Source organism: Actibacterium sp. D185-2 (genome assembly GCF_054954595.1).
Window position 1 is genome coordinate 25048 of sequence record NZ_JBPWNX010000002.1, and the last position, 17310, is coordinate 42357.

At 64.7% G+C, this 17310-nt stretch carries 19 protein-coding genes; 14 read left to right on the forward strand and 5 right to left on the reverse strand.

The genetic code is table 11. The features are described 5' to 3' along the window. The first annotated feature begins 11 nt into the window (after nucleotides 1–11). From nifV to ACSR1C_RS03615, 6 genes are read left to right on the forward strand one after another with little or no spacing between them, the layout of a single operon-like run. A complete protein-coding gene (gene nifV, locus ACSR1C_RS03590) occupies nucleotides 12–1196 on the forward strand; it encodes a homocitrate synthase (RefSeq protein WP_460257972.1) in 1185 nt (394 codons plus the stop codon). Next, nucleotides 1193–1945: a serine O-acetyltransferase gene (cysE, locus tag ACSR1C_RS03595; protein WP_460257973.1), complete on the forward strand. Its 753-nt coding sequence runs from the start codon at nucleotides 1193–1195 to the stop codon at nucleotides 1943–1945. Before nifV ends, cysE begins: the two co-directional genes overlap by 4 nt. Before the next feature lie 17 nt (nucleotides 1946–1962). Beyond that, nucleotides 1963–2310: a nitrogenase stabilizing/protective protein NifW gene (nifW, locus tag ACSR1C_RS03600; protein WP_460257974.1), complete on the forward strand. Its 348-nt coding sequence runs from the start codon at nucleotides 1963–1965 to the stop codon at nucleotides 2308–2310. Nucleotides 2311–2351: 41 nt separating this feature from the next. Continuing rightward, nucleotides 2352–3092 carry a molybdate ABC transporter substrate-binding protein gene (modA, locus tag ACSR1C_RS03605; RefSeq protein ID WP_460257975.1) on the forward strand — a complete coding sequence of 247 codons (741 nt, stop codon included), beginning with the start codon at nucleotides 2352–2354 and terminating at the stop codon, nucleotides 3090–3092. Then, nucleotides 3092–3787, forward strand: a complete 696-nt coding sequence (gene modB / locus ACSR1C_RS03610; RefSeq protein ID WP_460257976.1) for a molybdate ABC transporter permease subunit — start codon at nucleotides 3092–3094, stop codon at nucleotides 3785–3787. Before modA ends, modB begins: the two co-directional genes overlap by 1 nt. After that, a complete protein-coding gene (locus ACSR1C_RS03615) occupies nucleotides 3784–4482 on the forward strand; it encodes an ATP-binding cassette domain-containing protein (RefSeq protein WP_460257977.1) in 699 nt (232 codons plus the stop codon). Before modB ends, ACSR1C_RS03615 begins: the two co-directional genes overlap by 4 nt. Nucleotides 4483–4488: 6 nt before the next feature. On the opposite strand, the gene ACSR1C_RS03620 is transcribed toward ACSR1C_RS03615, so the two are convergent. Further along, the gene (locus ACSR1C_RS03620) at nucleotides 4489–4716 is read right to left on the reverse strand and encodes a hypothetical protein (RefSeq protein ID WP_460257978.1); all 228 of its coding nucleotides are present in this window, start codon (nucleotides 4714–4716) and stop codon (nucleotides 4489–4491) included. On the opposite strand from ACSR1C_RS03620, the gene rpoN reads away from it, so the two are divergent. From rpoN to ACSR1C_RS03660, 8 genes are all read left to right on the forward strand, one after another. Further along, nucleotides 4708–5940, forward strand: a complete 1233-nt coding sequence (rpoN, locus tag ACSR1C_RS03625) for an RNA polymerase factor sigma-54 (RefSeq protein ID WP_460257979.1) — start codon at nucleotides 4708–4710, stop codon at nucleotides 5938–5940. The two genes, ACSR1C_RS03620 and rpoN, sit on opposite strands and share 9 nt — an antisense overlap. A 263-nt stretch (nucleotides 5941–6203) precedes the next feature. Continuing rightward, complete coding sequence (gene nifA, locus ACSR1C_RS03630) at nucleotides 6204–7955, forward strand: nif-specific transcriptional activator NifA (protein WP_460257980.1); 1752 nt, start codon at nucleotides 6204–6206, stop codon at nucleotides 7953–7955. Between the two features lie 214 nt (nucleotides 7956–8169). Beyond that, complete coding sequence (gene nifB / locus ACSR1C_RS03635; RefSeq protein ID WP_460257981.1) at nucleotides 8170–9657, forward strand: nitrogenase cofactor biosynthesis protein NifB; 1488 nt, start codon at nucleotides 8170–8172, stop codon at nucleotides 9655–9657. A 69-nt stretch (nucleotides 9658–9726) separates the two neighbouring features. After that, nucleotides 9727–9921: a 4Fe-4S binding protein gene (locus ACSR1C_RS03640; RefSeq protein WP_460257982.1), complete on the forward strand. Its 195-nt coding sequence runs from the start codon at nucleotides 9727–9729 to the stop codon at nucleotides 9919–9921. A 4-nt stretch (nucleotides 9922–9925) separates the two neighbouring features. Further along, nucleotides 9926–10669, forward strand: coding sequence for a 4Fe4S-binding leucine-rich repeat protein (locus tag ACSR1C_RS03645; RefSeq protein WP_460257983.1), 744 nt, complete (start codon nucleotides 9926–9928; stop codon nucleotides 10667–10669). Nucleotides 10670–10672: 3 nt separating this feature from the next. Further along, nucleotides 10673–11023: a nitrogen fixation protein NifZ gene (locus tag ACSR1C_RS03650; RefSeq protein WP_460257984.1), complete on the forward strand. Its 351-nt coding sequence runs from the start codon at nucleotides 10673–10675 to the stop codon at nucleotides 11021–11023. Continuing rightward, nucleotides 11020–11238: a putative nitrogen fixation protein NifT gene (nifT, locus tag ACSR1C_RS03655; protein ID WP_460257985.1), complete on the forward strand. Its 219-nt coding sequence runs from the start codon at nucleotides 11020–11022 to the stop codon at nucleotides 11236–11238. Before ACSR1C_RS03650 ends, nifT begins: the two co-directional genes overlap by 4 nt. Nucleotides 11239–11241: 3 nt before the next feature. Beyond that, nucleotides 11242–12069, forward strand: coding sequence for an SIR2 family NAD-dependent protein deacylase (locus ACSR1C_RS03660; RefSeq protein WP_460257986.1), 828 nt, complete (start codon nucleotides 11242–11244; stop codon nucleotides 12067–12069). 375 nt (nucleotides 12070–12444) lie between these two features. Here ACSR1C_RS03660 and ACSR1C_RS03665 read toward each other — a convergent pair whose 3' ends face one another. The 4 genes from ACSR1C_RS03665 to ACSR1C_RS03680 all read right to left on the reverse strand — a co-directional run bounded on the left by ACSR1C_RS03665 (nucleotide 12445) and on the right by ACSR1C_RS03680 (nucleotide 17288). Next, entirely contained in the window at nucleotides 12445–13494 is a 1050-nt protein-coding gene (locus tag ACSR1C_RS03665) for an ABC transporter ATP-binding protein (protein ID WP_460257987.1), read from the reverse strand. Further along, nucleotides 13476–14744 carry an MGH1-like glycoside hydrolase domain-containing protein gene (locus ACSR1C_RS03670; RefSeq protein WP_460257988.1) on the reverse strand — a complete coding sequence of 423 codons (1269 nt, stop codon included), beginning with the start codon at nucleotides 14742–14744 and terminating at the stop codon, nucleotides 13476–13478. The genes ACSR1C_RS03665 and ACSR1C_RS03670 overlap by 19 nt, the downstream gene beginning before the upstream one ends. Continuing rightward, the gene (locus ACSR1C_RS03675) at nucleotides 14741–15976 is read right to left on the reverse strand and encodes a carbohydrate ABC transporter permease (protein ID WP_460257989.1); all 1236 of its coding nucleotides are present in this window, start codon (nucleotides 15974–15976) and stop codon (nucleotides 14741–14743) included. Before ACSR1C_RS03675 ends, ACSR1C_RS03670 begins: the two co-directional genes overlap by 4 nt. A 64-nt stretch (nucleotides 15977–16040) precedes the next feature. Next, nucleotides 16041–17288, reverse strand: coding sequence for a carbohydrate ABC transporter permease (locus tag ACSR1C_RS03680; protein WP_460257990.1), 1248 nt, complete (start codon nucleotides 17286–17288; stop codon nucleotides 16041–16043). Between the last annotated feature and the right edge of the window lie 22 nt (nucleotides 17289–17310).

Below are 17310 nucleotides of genomic sequence, written 5' to 3' on the forward strand. Positions count from 1 at the left end.
GGAGCCGCCCGATGTCCTTCGATCTTCCCATCTATGAGCGTTCCCTACGCGCCGTCGCGATCTGCGATACGACGCTGCGCGACGGTGAACAGACCGCCGGTGTGGCCTTTTCGCTGGACGAAAAGCGGGCCATCGCCCGCGCCCTGGACCGGGCCGGCGTGGCCGAGATCGAGGTCGGCGTTCCGGCAATGGGCTATGACGAAGTGGCCGAGATCCGCTGTGTGGCCGCAGACCTGTCGCGGGCCGTGCCGGTGGTCTGGTGCCGCCTGCGCCTCGGCGATCTCGATATGGCACAGAAAACCGGGGTGCGGCGGGTGCATTTCGCCATTCCCACCTCTGACCGGCAGTTGATGGGCAAGCTTCGCTCTGATCGCGACACTATCCTGCGCGAGACCGCGGCGATCGTCTATTGCGCCACCAGCCGCGGAATGGAGGTGTCGGTTGGCGCCGAAGATGCCAGCCGCGCCGATCTTGCGTTCCTGGTGCGGCTGGCCGAGGTCGCCGCGATTGCCGGGGCTATCCGCTTTCGCATCGCGGACACGCTTGGCCTGCTCGACCCGATGACCGCCTACAGGCTGGTCGCCGAGCTGGCGTCGCGGGTATCGCTCCCGCTCGAGATCCACGCCCATAACGATTTTGGCATGGCGACGGCGAACACGATGATGGCGGCCCATGCTGGCGCGACCCATTTGTCGGTGACGGTCAACGGCCTTGGCGAGCGGGCGGGTAACGCGGCGCTGGAAGAGGTCGGATCGGCGCTGGAGGCCGGCGGAGTCGCGACCGGCTTGAACTTGCGCACCCTGCCGGAACTGTCTGCGGTGGTGGCCTCGGCCTCGGGCCGCGCGCTGCCGCCCTGCAAACCGATCACCGGCGCGATGGTTTTCGCGCATGAAGCGGGCATCCATGTCGATGCAATCCTGAAACAACCCGATACCTATGAGGACCCCCGCTGCGCGCCGGCCCGTTTCGGGCGTGAACGCCAGTTCGTGATTGGCAAGCATTCCGGAATTGCGGGCCTGCGCGCCGCTTTGGCCGAGGCCGGTCTGCCGGCGACAGAGAAGATGGCGTTGCGGCTCAGACCCCTTATTCGCGACCTGGCGGTGCAAGAAAAGCGGCCCGCGACGCTGGCCGATCTGCGCATGATGGTTGCTCAGGTCAGCCCCAGGCGGATGAGTCGGAACGGGGAACTGGCATGAATGGTGTTCTATCCCTGATCCGGTCCGATTTCCGCGCCATCCGCCACCGCGACCCGGCGGCCCGTGGCCCGGTCGAGACGGCGCTGACCTATCCCGGTCTGCACGCGCTTGTGGCCCATCGCGCGGCGCATGTGCTTTGGCAGGCCGGTTGGCGCAGTCCGGCGCGGATGATCGCCTATCTCGCCCGCATGACGACAGGTATCGACATTCACCCCGGTGCGCGTATCGGCCCCGGCTTCTTCATCGATCACGGTGCAGGCGCCGTCATCGGCGAGACCGCAGAGGTGGGCCGCAACGTGACCATCTATCACGGCGTCACCCTGGGCGGGGTGTCGTGGTCGCCGGGCAAGCGGCATCCCACACTCGGTGACGGGGTGATGGTCGGCGCAGGGGCCAAGATACTCGGGCCGATCTCGATTGGTGCGGGCACCCGGGTCGGGGCCAATTCCGTTGTGGTCGAGCCCGTGCCCGCCGATGCGACGGTGGTTGGCATCCCGGCGCGTATCGTCCAGAACGAGCCCCCCGTTTCGACCGACCCCTATCGGGTCGATCTGAACCACCACCTGATGCCCGATCCGGTGGGCCGCACCCTTGCGCGGTTGGCTGACCGGGTCGCCTTTCTTGAAGCGCGTCTTGCCATGCGCGATGCGGCCCTTTCCCGACACGAGGCCCAGTGCCAGGCGCGCCGTGCACAGGGGCTGGCGACTTTGAGCGACGTTGTCGACACCGCGCGCGACCTTCAACATTGACAAGACAGGAGACCGACATGCCCAAGGACTTTGAACCGGCCGGAGTGGTTGATCACATCGACAGCCTGTCCTCGGCCGAGGAAATCTTTACCTATCTGCTGCTGCCCTTCGATCAAGCGGTGCTGAACGTCTCGCGGCTGCATATCATGAAACGCTTTGGCGCCTATCTGCGCGAGGCCAGTTTCAGCGGCCTGGATCAGGAGGCGGTGTTCTTGGAATGCCGCACGATCCTGAAACGCGCCTATGGCGATTTCGTCGAGAGCACGCCGTTGAAGGAGAAGGTGTTCAAGGTCTTCCGCGACGAGGAGGAAAAGCTCAAATCCCGCTTTATCGGTGTCGATGCGCTGAAGCTCGCCGTGAAATGAGGGCGCGGAGCCGCCATCCAAAAGCCCAAGGACGTCATCCCATGTTCAGACCGCTCCTTCTTTCCCTGACACTGGCCTTCGCGCCCCTCGCGGTGTGGGCCGATCCGCTGATCCTGGCCGCGGCCTCGACCGGGCGCGCGCTTGATGCGGCGCTCAGCCGGGGCCAGTTGCAGGCGGTGACCAGCTACGGCGCGTCAGGCATGCTGGCACGCCAGATCGAACAGGGCGCGCCCGCCGATCTGTTTGTCTCGGCCAATCCGAAATGGATGCAGTTTCTTGTGGAATCCGGTCTGGTCGAGGCGGACGCCGTGTCGGTCCTGATGTCCAACCGCCTGGTCCTGATCGGGCCGGAAGGGGCGGGGCCGTTGACGCCCGAAACCGTTGCCGAAAGGCTGGCCGGCGAAAACTTCGTCATGGCCGATCCGCAGACGGCCCCGGTTGGCGTGTATGGCAAGACGGCGCTGGAAAACATCGGGCTCTGGTCCGGCATCGCACCGCATTTCGTCCCCATGCGCAACACGGTTGCCACGGTCGCCGCAGTGGCGCGGGGCGAGGCGGCGCTTGGCCTCGTCTATGCCAGCGATGCCGCGGGCGTGGCAGGCGTGTCGGTGCTTTGGGAGGTGCCGGAAGACAGTCATCCGCCGATCCGGTATCTCATCGCGCCGCTTGCGCAGGGCGAGGATCCCGAAGGCGCGGCACCGGTGCTGGACTTTCTGACGGGTGACGAAGGTCAGGCCGTCCTGGCGCAGTTCGGCTTTCTGCCGGTGCGGGAGGGCATGTGATGTTCGGCCTCAGCTCCGCCGAGACCGCCGCATTGGCGCTATCGCTTGGCGCGTCGGCGCAGGCCGTGCTGTGGTCTTTGCCGCTGGCGGTCGGGCTGGGCTGGCTGCTGGGATCCCGGCGCTTTCCCGGCCATGCGGCGCTCAACGCCCTGGTGCATCTGCCGCTGGTGTTGCCGCCCGTGGTTCTGGGGTATCTGCTGCTGGTCCTGCTGGGGCGCAACGGTCCGGTCGGCGGCCCGCTTTACGACTGGTTCGGTCTGCGCGTGGCCTTTACCGGCGAGGCGGTGGTCATCGCCTGCGCCGTCGTGGGCTTTCCGCTGATGGTGCGGGCAATCCGCCAGTCGGCCGAGGCGATCGACCCGCGTTATGCCCGCGCGGCGCGCAGCCTTGGCGCTTCTGAGCCCCGGATCTTCACCACGGTCACCTTGCCGCTGATGGCGCCCGGGATCCTGACCGGCATCACCCTGGCCTTCGCGCGGGCGGTTGGCGAGTTCGGCGCCACGATCACCCTGGCCGGCAATATTCCCGGCCGCACCCAAACCCTGCCGCTGGCCCTGTTCACCGTTACCCAGAGCCCCGGCGGCGAGGCCGATGCGACGCGGCTTTGCATCCTGTCGCTGGTGCTTGCCGGGGCGGCGCTGCTGGCGTCCGAGGCCATCGCGCGGCGGATGACACCGGGCGAGGTGCGGGCATGATCGACATGCATCTGCGTCACCGCCAGGGCGATTTCCGCCTTGATATCGACCTGTCGCTGCCGGCGCGCGGCATCATTGGGCTGATCGGGCGGTCGGGTTCGGGAAAATCGACGTTGTTTTCCTGTCTCGCCGGTCATGTTCGTCCGACACAAGGCTGTATTTCCCTGCGGGGTCGGCCGCTCTATCACAGCGATGCACGCATCAATGTGGCACCCGCGCAGCGCGGGATCGGCGTGGTGTTCCAGGACGGGCTGCTCTTTCCGCACATGAGCGTGGAACGGAACCTTGCCTACGGCGCGCGCAATGTCGGCACCGAGTTCTGGCATGAGGTGATCGCGGCGCTCGAACTCGGGCACTTGCTTTCAGCGCGTCCGGGGCGGCTGTCGGGCGGCGAGCGTCAGCGCGCCGCCATCGCCCGCTCCCTTATGGCCGAGCCCGAACTTCTGCTGCTGGATGAGCCGGTCTCGGCCCTGGACCCCGCGCTCAAGGCGCGGACGCTCGATCTTGTTGCAAGGGTGCAGGAACGAACGCGCGTACCGATGATCTATATCAGTCACGCCCCCGAAGAAATTCGCCACCTCTGTGATCATGTCGTGACGCTGCAGAACGGCCGGATTCAGTCCGTCACGGCGGTGGCCGAACGGTCCTTGCGTCCCTATCCTGCACTTGCGGGGGGCTTGGGCTGTGCGGTGTGAGTCTGCTCAACGCGGTGGCTTCGCCATGCTGCCGTCGCGGTTCGCGAAACTGATCATTCCCGCGCCGGTCATCCCATTTGCGGGGCGGATTCCGGCCAGCGGCGCCATCCTGCGTCCCGGTTCTCCTTCAGCGTCTGCGCCGGAGCAAAGCGCGGTGGTAGGCTGATGTCCATGCAATTCGGCCAGAACCTTTCCCAGCGTCAGACGATGCAAATGGGCGGGCAGATGCTTCATTCGCTCACCATTCTCGGCATGTCCTCCGTTGACCTGTCGGAGCATCTCAGGGAACTGGCGGCCACCAACCCCTTTGTCCGCTACGAACCGCCGCGCGCTTTTGCCCCCAAAGGTGGCGAAGAATTCGATGCTGCGGCCGCCCTTGCCGCGGACCGGCCAAGTCTGATGGCGCATGTGGTCGATCAGATCGAGTTGGCCTTTCCGGCGGCGGCGGATTGCATGGTCGCCCTGCGTTTCGCCGAAGCGCTGGAGCCGACCGGCTGGCTGGGTCAATCTGTCGATACCATCGCGCTTCTGGCCGGTGTACCCGAACCCAAGGCGGAAAGGGTGTTGGAAGTCCTGCAGGATTTCGAGCCCGCCGGCCTGTTCGCGCGCTCGCTCTCGGAATGCCTGATGATCCAGGCGAAGGACGCCGATCTGCTGACGTGGGAGGTCGAGACCCTGCTGCAGAACCTTGATCTGCTGGGGGAAGGCCGAACCGCCGAACTGGCGGCGCTATGCGATTGCGAGCCCGCCGACATACCTGTCATCCTTGGCCAGATCCGGGGATTGGATCCCAAGCCGGGACTTGCATTTTCGCATGTGATCGCCCCGGTCTTTCCGCCCGACCTGATTGCCACCCACGGCGCGGACGGCTGGACGGTCGAGCTGAACCGCGACAGCTCGCCCACGATCACGGTGCGCGAGGATCGGTTGCCCGACGGCAGCGCCGACGCCGAAGCGCGGGCCGAGCGGCGCAAGGCATTGGCCGAGGCGCGCGCGCTTGCCCTGGCCTTGCAGCGCCGCGGCGACACGCTTTTGCGCACCGCCGCCGTTCTGGTGGCGCGGCAGGCAGGCTTTCTTGATCACGGCCCGGCACATCTGACGCCGCTCACGCTGGAGGACGTGGCGGGCGAGCTGGGGCTCCATGCCTCGACCGTCAGCCGCGCGGTGTCGGGGCGGATGATCCAGACGCCGACCCGTGCGCTGCCCCTGCGCGCCTTCTTTTCGCGGGCGATGGCGGCGGGGCCGGGCGGCGAGGCGATCTCGCGCGATCGCGCGCTCGACTTCGTTCAGAAGGTCGTACGGAGCGAGAACCCCAATGAGCCGCTCAGCGACGATGCCATCGTCGCGATGGCCAGGCGGTCCGGGTTGAAAATCGCCCGCAGGACGGTCGCAAAATACCGCGCCGCGTTGGGGATCGGGTCGTCCTATCAGCGCCGCCGCGCCGCCCTGAAGAAATAGGCAATCCCTGATTCGGTCGCAGCCGCATTCATTTTTCGCTCAATTGGGGGTAAACCCGACCGATCAACGCCGAAAGGTTGTGCATGTTCTGTGCTGCGACATTGCAGCCGTGCCAAGCCGCCCGGTTTCGCCCGTCGCGCCGCCCGCCGTTTTTTGCAAACTGATACACTTTGTTTGGTAAGGGCGTGGCGTCGAACAGACGACCTGCGACGCTTCACCCAATCCTGAAATGAGCAATCCTTACCTGATGGGGAGTACTCCCGATGACTATCTTGGGGACCGACAGCAGAAATAGGACCCAAGCCCGGAACACGACCCTGCCGCCCTCCGGGCCTTCGGCAGACCGTCTTGCCCTTGATGCGATCTATGAAATCGCCAAGTCCGTAGCGACAGCGCCGGATCCGATTGAGGTGGTGCCGGAGATTCTGAGCGTCCTGTCGTCGTTCCTTGACCTGCGGCATGGCGTTCTTGCGTTTCTGGCCGAGCCGGATGCTTGCACGCCCCCCGGATCGGTGAACCCGTACGTGATCGCCGCCACGTCTTTCGTGCTGGATGAAAACGCGCCGCCGTCCGACGTGGTCCCCGACGCTGCGGCCCGCCTGGTCTTTCGATCGGGTGTGCCGCTCGTCATTTACGACGTGGAAAAGGAATATGGGCCGGACGCGGTTCCCACCCGGTTGCGCGACAGTGGCCAGAGCCTGATTGCAGTGCCTTTGCGCGACCCCGAGCAAAGCAATTTCGTGCTGGGTGTTCTCTTTGCCTATCGCAGCCACGACAACGCGCGCGCCGGCCTTTCCGACATTGACGTGCGTGTACTGACCATGGTTGCGTCTTTGCTGGAACAGGCGTTGCGGTTCCGCAGGCGTATTGCGCGTGATCGCGAGCGCGCGCTGTCCGATACCAAACGCATTCTGGAAGACGTCATCCACCAACGAAACGTGCGAATCCCCCCGGTCGCAGTGGACGGCATTGTCGGCGACAGCCCGGCCATCATGGACGTGATCGACCAGGTCAAGCGCGTCGCGGGGACGAAGACGCCGGTCCTGCTTCGCGGTGAAAGCGGCACCGGCAAAGAACTCTTCGCCCGCGCCATTCATGCCAATTCCGAGCGCAAGTCGGCGCCCTTTGTCAGTGTGAATTGCGCCGCCCTGTCCGAGACCCTGCTGGAATCCGAGTTGTTCGGGCATGACAAGGGTGCCTTTACCGGTGCGACGGCGCTGAAAAAGGGGCGCTTCGAGCTGGCCGACAAGGGCACGCTCTTTCTGGACGAAATCGGCGAGATAAGCCCGACGTTCCAGACCAAGCTGCTCCGGGTCTTGCAGGAAGGGGAGTTTGAGCGGGTCGGGGGAACGCGGACGCTGAAGGTCGATGTCCGCATCGTGGCGGCGACCAACCGCGATCTGGAAGTGGCGGTCGCCAACGGCACGTTCCGCGCCGATCTCTACTTTCGGATTTGTGTGGTGCCCATCATCCTGCCGCCCCTGCGCGAACGGAAAAGCGACATTATCCCGTTGGCGCAATTGTTCCTTAACCGTTTCAACGAGGTGAACGGCACGAATGTGCATTTTGCATCCGACGCGTTCGACACGATCTGCCACTGCAAGTTTCCCGGCAACGTGCGTGAGTTGGAGAATTGCGTCAGCCGGGCCGCGGCGTTGTCGGATGGCCAGGTCGTGCTGGGCAGCGAACTGGCCTGTCGTCAGGGGTCGTGCCTTTCGTCCGAGCTTTCGCGCCTGCAAAGTGATGCCTCGCCGATCGGCGGCCTGGCGGTGGGCCGTGTCGTGACCCCCACGATCAAGGGGTCTGCGGCCCCAAAGCCGCCGGAGGCCCAGCCGACCGAAACAGCGGCGCCCTTCGGCAGGCGCAGCACCGCCAACACCGCGAAGGAAGAGTTGGTTGCCGCCATGGAGCAATCCGGCTGGGTGCAGGCAAAGGCCGCCCGCCTGCTGGGCATGACACCGCGGCAAATCGCCTATGCCCTGCAGAAACACGGCATCAAGGTCCAGAAGTTCTGATTGCACCGGCATTCCGCCGGGTTTGCGGCCCTGTCCCTGCCGGACGGGGCCGCCGCCTGTTCAAGGCACGCGCCCTGACATTTCCCTGTCGGTCTCATTGTTTGATGTCCGACAATCAATTTTCCATAAAACAAACTGAAAACAAAGACTTATGTCTTGGCCCACTTTTTGCTGTCAAAGCTATGAACAGACCAAACACAGCAAAGGGTGCCCCATGTCCGAAAACGTCATCTCACTGGACGGCCTGTCGGTCGGGTCCAAGAACAGCCTGAGCAAGGCGATGGAATCGTCGGGATGTTCGTCATCAAGTTGCGGGTCTTCCGACGCGCCCGAGGATATGGACCCGGCGACCTGGGAGAAGGTGAAGGATCACCCCTGTTATTCCGAAGAGGCGCATCACTATTTCGCGCGAATGCACGTCGCCGTGGCGCCCGCGTGCAACATCCAGTGCAACTACTGCAATCGCAAGTACGATTGCGCCAATGAAAGTCGCCCCGGCGTCGTCTCCGAGCGGCTGACCCCGGAACAGGCCGCGCGCAAGGTGATCGCGGTGGCCAACGAGATTCCGCAGCTTTCCGTGCTGGGCATCGCGGGCCCTGGCGACAGTGCCTATGACTGGAAAAAAACACGCGAGACCTTCGCCCGTGTTGTCGAGACGCTGCCGGATATCAAGCTCTGCCTGTCGACCAACGGCCTTGCCCTGCCGGATCACGTGGACGATCTGCTGGAGATGAACATCGACCACGTCACGTTGACGATCAACATGATTGACCCTGCGGTGGGCACGAAGATCTATCCTTGGATCTACTATCAGCACAAGCGGCGCACCGGGTTGGAGGCCAGCCAGATCCTGCACGAACGCCAGATGCTCTCGCTCGAACTGCTGCACGAGCGCGGGATTCTGGTGAAGGTCAACTCGGTCATGATCCCCGGGATCAATGACAAGCATCTTCTGCAGGTGAACAAGGAGGTCAAGAAGCGCGGCGCCTTCCTGCACAACATCATGCCGCTGATCTCGGCGCCCGAGCACGGCACGGTCTTCGGTCTCGAAGGTCAGCGCGGCCCCACTGCCGCCGAGTTGAAGGAATTGCAGGACGCATGTGCCGGCGGCGCCAACCTGATGAAGCATTGCCGCCAATGCCGGGCCGACGCGGTGGGCCTTCTGGGCGAGGACCGGGGCCAGGAATTCACGATGGATCTGGTGCCCGATGAGGTGACCTATGACCCGTCCAAGCGCGAGACCTACCGCGACTGGGTGGCCAAGGAACGCGGCGACCGCCGGGCGGCGGCCGAGGTGGCCAAGGCCGAGACCGAGACCGCCGTGGCCAACGACGCAGGGGCGATGCTGGTCGCCGTCGCCACCAAGGGCGGCGGGCGTATCAACCAGCATTTCGGCCATGCCACCGAGTTCCAGATTTTCGAGGTCGACGCAGCCGGCGTCCGCTTCGTCACCCATCGCCGCTGCGACAATTACTGTGTCGGTGGCTATGGCGAAGACGACAAACTGGAACTGGTGATCAAGACGCTGGAAGGGATCGACACGATCCTGTGCGCCAAGATCGGCGACTGCCCCCGAGAGGACCTCGCCGCAGCGGGGATCGAGGCGGTCCAGGATTACGCCTACGACTATATCGAGACGGCCGTGTCCGCAGTCTATCGCGCGCGGATGGGCCTGCCCGCGGTCGAGGCGGAAACCGCCTGAACCCCACAGGCGCGGCGGATCGGTCCGCCGCGCCGTATGCCCCGAACCGCCACCGCAAAGGAAAAGCCCATGGCCCTGACGATCGTTCAATCCAATTGCACCGTCTGCGGTGCCTGCGAATTCGAATGCCCCAACGCCGCTATCAAGTTCGAGTCCGACACCTATATCATCGACCCCGAGCTTTGTACCGAGTGCAAGGGCCACTACGACCTGCCGCAATGCGCCGAGGTCTGCCCGGTTCCCGAAACCTGCGTTCCGGCCTGAGCCGATGCCCGAGGGTCCGGCACCGGTCGATTGGCAGGGTGCGTCGCTTGACTGCGGCGGCTGCCGCTTTCGCGCCCGGCTGGGTCTGGGCCAGTGCGGACTGGGTTGGGCCTGCGCCCATGACCGCTATGCCAAACGGATCGAACGCTTCTTCCTGCTCAATCCCGACCTCGCTGACGAGAGCCTGAGCCACCCCTATTTCGAAACCCGGATGAATGCCGCCCGCGCGGCGTCGGTCTTCCGGTTGCCGCGCCTTCTGACCGACCCGGATGCCGGCGTCCGTGCCATGGCCATCCTGCGTCTTCCGCCGAAACATGCCGAGCGCCGGATCAATGATCCCGACCGGCGGGTCCGCATCGCAGTGGCCCACCGCCTGCCAGTGGCAAAGCTGCTGCCGATGGCGGCGGACATGGACGGGTATGTCCGCTCTATCGTGGCGCGCCGCGCCGCGCCGGGAATGCTGCCGGTGATGATCGGCGATGCAGATCCCGAAATCCGCCGCATCGTCGCCCGCCGGGTGGGCGAGGGCTGGCTTGACCGGTTCCGCCGCGATCCGGATCCGCTGGTCCGGCGCGAGGCCGCGCAACGCCGCGCCGGATTGTTCGTTGGCGATAAGGACCTGCGCGTGCGTCATGCCGCCGCCGAAACCGGCGGGTCCGATGTGGCGGCCGCGCTTTTGAACGATCCCGAAGACATCATCCGCGAGGCCGCGTCCGCGCGCCTGGCTCAGCTGCAGGAAGGGGCCTGACCCATGTCCACCGACGATCGTGAAATCGAGGTTTACCGCGACCCGGCCTTCGGGCCTGGCGACAAGGTGATCTCGAAGAAAAACGTCAAGAACGACGGCACCATGGCCGGCAAGGAAATCGGGGAGGTGGTGGTGAAGAAGGGTGATGTGGGCTACGTCCGCGACATTGGTGTCTTTCTTCAGCAATTCTATATCTACGCCGTCGATTTCGCGGGCCGCGACAGCATCGTGGGCATGCGCGAGCGCGAGCTGATCCCGGCCGAGCCGGCAAGGCGCCGCACCGAAGATCCAACAGCCCTGCAACCTCATATCGTCACTCAGCCGAACCCCGCGCCGAAGGAGCCTGCCGCATGAAGATCATGATCCGCAACACGCCAAAGGGCCTTGAGGCCTATGTTCCCAAGAAGGATCTCGAGGAGATGGTCGTCGAAACCGAAAACCCCGGGCTCTGGGGCGGGTGGGCGAAACTGGCCAATGGCTGGGTCTTTGCCATGCCCGCCTTTGACGAGCCGCCCGCGCTGCCGATCACCGTCGAGGCGCGCCGCCTTGCCACCGCCGAGGAGGACTGAGCCATGTCCGATTTCGACCTGCTCGAACAAGCGATGAACGAAGTCGCCGCCGGCACCCGCATCGCCTATCTCGGGCCGGAGGTGTCGGCGCTCTCTGGCGGTGGGGCCCCCACGACGCCCGCCGAGCTTTGCGCGCGGATCGAGGCCGAAATCCGTGCCCCGCGGCGTGCTGCTGGCAATCTGTGGTCGGTCGCGCAGTATGTGGAAAGCCGCAAGTTTCGCGCCACGCTGGACGATATCACACGCCGCGCTTTCGATGTGGCACCGGCGCAAAGCAACCCGGTCCATGACTGGCTGGCGCGCTGCCGTCCGCCCATGGTGGTCGACACCTGGTATGACGATGGGATTTTGGGGGCGTTCGGCAAGGGCGACTGGGGCCTGGTTCAGGGGGTCAGCCGCAACGGCGAATGGATCGACATCTTCACCCGTGCCTATGACAGCACCGGGCAGGAAGTGCCCGATGCCGATCCTGCCTGGGGCTCGCTGATCTACAAGCCGCATGGGCTGGCGCGGGCTGGGTCGTCTTACCTCATGTCCGACAGCGATTATGTCGAGGTCCTTACCGAAATCGATATCCAGCGGCCAATTCCCCAAGAGGTCCAGAACCGCCGGACGGGGCACCCCTTCCTGTTTCTCGGCTGCCGGTTCGATGACCAGATGCTGCGCATCTTCGCCCGTCAGATCGCCAAACGCTCGGCCCCCGGCCATATCGCCGTCATGCCCGGCCCGCTTACCCGGATGGAAGGCAAGTTCCTTGCCGAGTTGGGTATCCGATGGCTCGATCTGCCGGTTTCCACCGTCAGTGACGCCCTGACCGTGCCGGAGGGATGAATCCCGGAAAAGTCCTTCTACAGCAACGCCACCCGCCCACCTTGGATGAATCAGGATGAACCTGTCGCGGTTTGGTGCCGCACCTTTGCCGGCATATTCTGCACCAAAGGAGGCGGCCCCTGCGGCGTCCACGGACGAATGAATTCCGCAATGCTGCGGTGCGTATCGCCCTTACCAGCGGGCTGACACGCAAGCAGGGGCGAACGATCTTGGTGTCGGCATGTCGACGCCGGGCAATCAGCCGATCGGCGCGTTGCCCCCCGGCTGTCGCCACAGGCGGGTCTTCAGGAAACCGACGGTCTGTAGCGGATCGGCCTGAAGATGACCGTGTCGGATTTCACCCCCGGCGACGGGACGACCTGACGGCGGGCGGGTTCAGCGCACCGCCAGTCCGGCCGTATCGAAGAAATGCAGCCGGGCGGGATCGAACCGCAGCCCCAGATGCGCGCCGCGCTGCAGGCCGTTGTCGCCCTCGCCGCGCAGGGTGATGTGGCCCAGCGGCCCGCAATCGACGATCAGATAGGTATCGGCCCCCAGATATTCGACCACATCCAGTGTACCGTCGCATTGCCCGTCGCCTTCGGCGCAGGGGGTGATGTGTTCGGGCCGGATGCCAAGCTGCACCGCGGCGTGATCGCCGGAAAACGCGCCGCCGCGCCCGCCCTCCAGGCGATAGGCGCCGTCCGAGGTGGTGCAGGGAATGACATTCATCTTGGGGCTGCCGATGAACTGCGCCACGAACAGGTTGGCCGGGGTTTCATACAGATCCTTCGGGCTGCCCACCTGCGCGATAAAGCCCGCGTCCAGTACCACGATGCGGTCGGCCAGGGTCATCGCCTCGACCTGATCATGAGTCACATAGATCATCGTGGTTTCAAGGCTGCGGTGCAGCTTGGCGATCTCATAGCGCATCTCGACCCGCAGCGCGGCGTCGAGGTTGGACAGCGGCTCGTCGAACAGGAACGCCGTGGGCGCGCGCACGATCGAGCGGCCGATCGCCACCCGCTGCCGCTGCCCGCCCGACAGCGCCTTGGGCCGTCGGTCGAGATAGGGTTCAAGCTTGAGGATCCGGGCCGCCTCGTTCACCTTTTCGTCGATCTCGGCCTTGGGGGCGCCGGCGGTTTTCAGCGAAAACCCCATGTTGTCGCGCACCGACATATGCGGATACAGCGCATAGGACTGAAACACCATCGACAGCCCGCGCTTGGCGGGGGGCTGGTCGGTCACATCCTGCCCGTCGATCAGGATCGACCCGCGCGAGGTTTCCTCAAGCCCGCCGATCATCCGCAGCAAGGTGGACTTCCCGCAACCCGAGGGCCCGACGAAGATGATGAATTCGCCATCCTCGATCTTCAGGTCGATCCCCTTGATGACCTGCACCGCGCCGAACCATTTTTCGGCATTCCTCAGTTCGATGCTGCCCATCTGTCCCTCCCTGTTGTTGGCGACGCCCAGCCCAGCCAGACCGCGGCCGTCCATGTGAACAGCCGCCCTCCGGCGGGGCTTCCGTCGCGCGGGTCGAAATATTCGGCAAAGCCGTTCTTTGCGATCATCTCGGTGGTTTCGTTGCGGATGCGTGTGGCTTCGTCCACATGCCCGGATTCGAACAGGCCGATGCAGATCAGCATGTTCATCATCGCCCAGACCGGCCCGCGCCAATAGCGCTTCGGTTCATAGGCGGGGCTGGCGGGGTCGTGGCTGGGCACCGAATAGCGCACCAGCTTGGCGATGCGCGTCAGATGCGGCAGCATCCGGTCGCCGCCCACACCGGCATACCAGTTCAGGAACGAGGCATTGGAAATGCAGCCGGCAAAGCGCCCGGCGCGGGTGTCGAAACAGTCGTAGCTGCCGATGTCGGGGTTCCACAGGGTTTCGGCGCCCGCCTCCTGCCCGGCGATCCAGGCGTCGATCTCTTCGGTGGGCGCGCCCAGGGCCAGCGCCATCGCCCGCAGGTCGCGGTTGGCCCGCAACAGGGTGAAGGTCATCGTCGGATCGGCGACCCGGAACGGGGTGATCTTGCGCAGATGCGCCTCGTCCCAGCCGCAATCGCGCCCCAGCTTCACCAGATACAGATAGCGGTCGTAATCGTATTTGCGGGGCCGTTCGTCATCGACCACATGATGGGTGTCGCGCCGGTCGTAGCCGTCGATGCCTTCGGGGTGGATCGCGGCAAAGGGGCCGTCCCAGTCGGGGGCATTGTCGCGCCCGGTTTCCCACGGGTGGGTGACGACGATGGCGCCGTTTTCGGTGCGCCAGTCATGGAACCAGCGGTGCCAGGCCATCAGTTTTGGGAACAGCGCGCGGGCGTGGGCCGCACCGCCGTCGGGGTCCATCTGCCACAGCATCCGGATGAAGGTGGCCGCGATCGGTGGCTGGCTGATCCCGGACGAGGGCAGGGGCCCGACCCCGCCCCAGACATCGGGGCCGGGGAAATAGCTGGGATCGACCTTGTGGAACAGGATATGCGGCACCATGCCATTGGGCCACTGACCGGAAAACAGCATGTCGATCTCGGCCCAGGCGCGGGTCATGTCGTATTGGGCAAACCCGAAAGCGGCAAACACGCTGTCCCAGTTCCACTGATAGGGATAAAGCCCCGCCGTGGGCACGGTATAGCCGCCCCGGTCGTTGCCGGTCAGGATCGCGCGGGCCTGTTCGTCCAGATCGTTGCTCATCCCTTCACCGCGCCCGCTGTCAGGCCCCGTGTCATGAACCGCTCCAGGCTCAGGAACAGCAGCATGATCGGCACCGTCGCGATCACCGCGCCGGCCATCAGGTGCTGGCGCGGAATTTCGGACGAGTTCAGCATCGCCACCCCGCGGGTCAGCGTGAATTTCGACGGATCGTCCAGCAGCATGAAGGCCAGCAGAAACTCGTTCCATGCGATCATGAAGACATAAAGCGACACCGACGCCATCGCCGGCAGCGACAGCGGCAGGGTGATCTTCCAGATCACCTGCAGCCGGCTCAGCCCGTCCATCAGTCCGGCATCCTCGATCTCGGACGGCAAGCCACGGAAATAGCCCTGCAACATGTACAGTGCCACGGGGATCGTGGTCACCGGATAGATCAGGATGATCCCGACGATCGAGTTGCGCAGCCCGGACATCGAAAAGGCGATATAGATCGGCAGCGCCAGCACGATCATCGGCACCATGTAGATCAGCAGGATCGAGCGCGAAAACGCCGCCCGCCCCTTGAACCGCAGCCGCGCCACCGCATAGGCGCCGGGCACCGAAAACAGCAGCGTGACCAGAACCGTCAGCACCGACACATAGAACGAGGTCCACATGTAGCGGCCAAAATGATACTGGGCGAAGAGTTCGGTATAGCTGCGGAACAGTCCCAGACCCTTGTTCAGATCGATCGAGAAATCCAGCGGGTTCAGAAGCAGCGCCTGCTGCGATTTCAGGCTGGTCATGAACATCACATAAAACGGGATGACCACGATGGCGGTGAAGAAGATATAGCCGGTGCCGGTCAGGAAATGGATCACTGCCGCCTCGAACTCATGCCGGTTCAGCGTGCCGAAGGGCAGGCCGCGCAGGATCATGCGCAACGGGATGATGCAGCCCGCCACATAGATCACCAGCGCCAGCGCGGTGGCGCCGATGCCGGTCTCGGCCCCGCCGGCCAATGGGGGGGACAGCACGGTCAGTACCAGCAGCAGGCACAGCGCGGCCGCCGCCAGCGCGACGATCCGCGCCTTGCCGGGGGAAGGCCGGACCGCGCCGGGCAGCGCCAGCAGGCCAAAGCCCACCCCCGCGATCAGCGCCGACATCCCCACCGGGCGCATCGCCGCGCTGGTCACGAAGGACACGATGATGGCGGCGCAGATCGCGATGACCAGCGACCACAACGCCCCGAGCAGCCCCGCCGTCAGATAGCCGCGATACAGAAGCTTCATGCTCGCGCCCCTTCTTTTTCGTTAAAATATCCCCGCCGGAGGCATGAAATCCTGTGCGCCTTGGTCATAGCCCTTCCTCCCGGCTGATATATTTGAAGAACAGCACCGAAAACAGCAGCAGGCAGCAGAAGATCACCATCGCCACCGCCGCCCCCGCGCCGATATTGCCGATCGCGAAGGCCTGCTCGTACACCTCGACCGTCAGAACCCGCGTGCCCGCATTGCCGCCGGTCAGCAGGAAGATGTCGTCGAACTTGTTGAAGGTCCAGATGAAGCGCAGCAGGAACACCACCGACAGGATGCCCAGAAGCTGCGGCAGCGACAGGTACCAGAATTTCTGGAACGGGCTGGCGCCGTCCATGTCGGCGGCTTCGTACATATCTTCGGGGATGGCCTGCATCCGCGCCAGGATGAACAGAAAGGACAGCGGGAAATAGCGCCATATCTCGAACACCGTCACCATGATCAGCGCCAGCGGGCGCTGGCCGAAAAAGTTGATCGGCCCCTCGGTCACGCCCATCTGGATCAGCAGCGCATTGGCCGAGCCGGAGAACGGATCGAACAGGTTGACCCAGGTAAAGGCCACCGCGATCACCGGCGCCACATAGGGAAACAGGTACAGCCCGCGCAAAACCCCCTGTCCGCGGAAGGACTTGTTCAGCAGCAACGAGGCGAACAGCCCCGTCACCAGCGCGCCGACCGTGCCGAAGATGGTGTAAAACAGCGTCGCATAAAGAACATGCATGAATTCGCTGCTGTCGAAGATGCGGGCGAAGTTCTTGAGGGTGAATTCGCCGTTGATCAGGATGTTTTCCGACGTGCCGGTCATGCGGGCCGGGGTGTCGTTCAGGTCGGGGTCGGCATCCAGAAAGTCCTGACTGACGGTCACCGGAAACTGTAGCCGGTCGCGAAAGCCCGGCTCCCAGTCGCCCAGATCGCAATAAAGCTTGCGCCCCTTCAGGGTACAGTGCGGATCCACCGCGCCGACGATCAGCCCCTCGGGCAGGGTGTCGCGCAGGGTGACGCCGGTGATCGGCTTGTCCTGGCTGGAATTGCGTATCCGGTATTCCAGCGTCGCGTCGTCGCCCGCGGCCTCGGGGCGGCCGCGCAGGGTTTCGCGCACGACCGGGGTCGGCATCCGCAGGTCGGCCAGGCCGATGGGCTTGAAGCTGATCCAGACGATCGCGAACAGCGGCAGGATCACCACCAGCGATACGCTGATGATGCTGGGCATCAACATGCCCCAGGCCAGACGCGCCTCGCGCTTTGCCAGGGGGCCGGTCCCCTTGGGCGGCAGTGCCGTGGTGGTCATGATCGTCCTTTCGGGCCGGGTC

Bases quoted from the DNA above. Each gene is read 5' to 3' on its own strand.
- nifV (WP_460257972.1), top strand. From the start codon at position 12: ATGTCCTTCGATCTTCCCATCTATGAGCGTTCCCTACGCGCCGTCGCG.
- cysE (WP_460257973.1), top strand. From the start codon at position 1,193: ATGAATGGTGTTCTATCCCTGATCCGGTCCGATTTCCGCGCCATCCGC.
- nifW (WP_460257974.1), top strand. From the start codon at position 1,963: ATGCCCAAGGACTTTGAACCGGCCGGAGTGGTTGATCACATCGACAGC.
- modA (WP_460257975.1), top strand. From the start codon at position 2,352: ATGTTCAGACCGCTCCTTCTTTCCCTGACACTGGCCTTCGCGCCCCTC.
- modB (WP_460257976.1), top strand. From the start codon at position 3,092: ATGTTCGGCCTCAGCTCCGCCGAGACCGCCGCATTGGCGCTATCGCTT.
- ACSR1C_RS03615 (WP_460257977.1), top strand. From the start codon at position 3,784: ATGATCGACATGCATCTGCGTCACCGCCAGGGCGATTTCCGCCTTGAT.
- rpoN (WP_460257979.1), top strand. From the start codon at position 4,708: ATGCTTCATTCGCTCACCATTCTCGGCATGTCCTCCGTTGACCTGTCG.
- ACSR1C_RS03620 (WP_460257978.1), bottom strand. From the start codon at position 4,716: ATGAAGCATCTGCCCGCCCATTTGCATCGTCTGACGCTGGGAAAGGTT.
- nifA (WP_460257980.1), top strand. From the start codon at position 6,204: ATGACTATCTTGGGGACCGACAGCAGAAATAGGACCCAAGCCCGGAAC.
- nifB (WP_460257981.1), top strand. From the start codon at position 8,170: ATGTCCGAAAACGTCATCTCACTGGACGGCCTGTCGGTCGGGTCCAAG.
- ACSR1C_RS03640 (WP_460257982.1), top strand. From the start codon at position 9,727: ATGGCCCTGACGATCGTTCAATCCAATTGCACCGTCTGCGGTGCCTGC.
- ACSR1C_RS03645 (WP_460257983.1), top strand. From the start codon at position 9,926: ATGCCCGAGGGTCCGGCACCGGTCGATTGGCAGGGTGCGTCGCTTGAC.
- ACSR1C_RS03650 (WP_460257984.1), top strand. From the start codon at position 10,673: ATGTCCACCGACGATCGTGAAATCGAGGTTTACCGCGACCCGGCCTTC.
- nifT (WP_460257985.1), top strand. From the start codon at position 11,020: ATGAAGATCATGATCCGCAACACGCCAAAGGGCCTTGAGGCCTATGTT.
- ACSR1C_RS03660 (WP_460257986.1), top strand. From the start codon at position 11,242: ATGTCCGATTTCGACCTGCTCGAACAAGCGATGAACGAAGTCGCCGCC.
- ACSR1C_RS03665 (WP_460257987.1), bottom strand. From the start codon at position 13,494: ATGGGCAGCATCGAACTGAGGAATGCCGAAAAATGGTTCGGCGCGGTG.
- ACSR1C_RS03670 (WP_460257988.1), bottom strand. From the start codon at position 14,744: ATGAGCAACGATCTGGACGAACAGGCCCGCGCGATCCTGACCGGCAAC.
- ACSR1C_RS03675 (WP_460257989.1), bottom strand. From the start codon at position 15,976: ATGAAGCTTCTGTATCGCGGCTATCTGACGGCGGGGCTGCTCGGGGCG.
- ACSR1C_RS03680 (WP_460257990.1), bottom strand. From the start codon at position 17,288: ATGACCACCACGGCACTGCCGCCCAAGGGGACCGGCCCCCTGGCAAAG.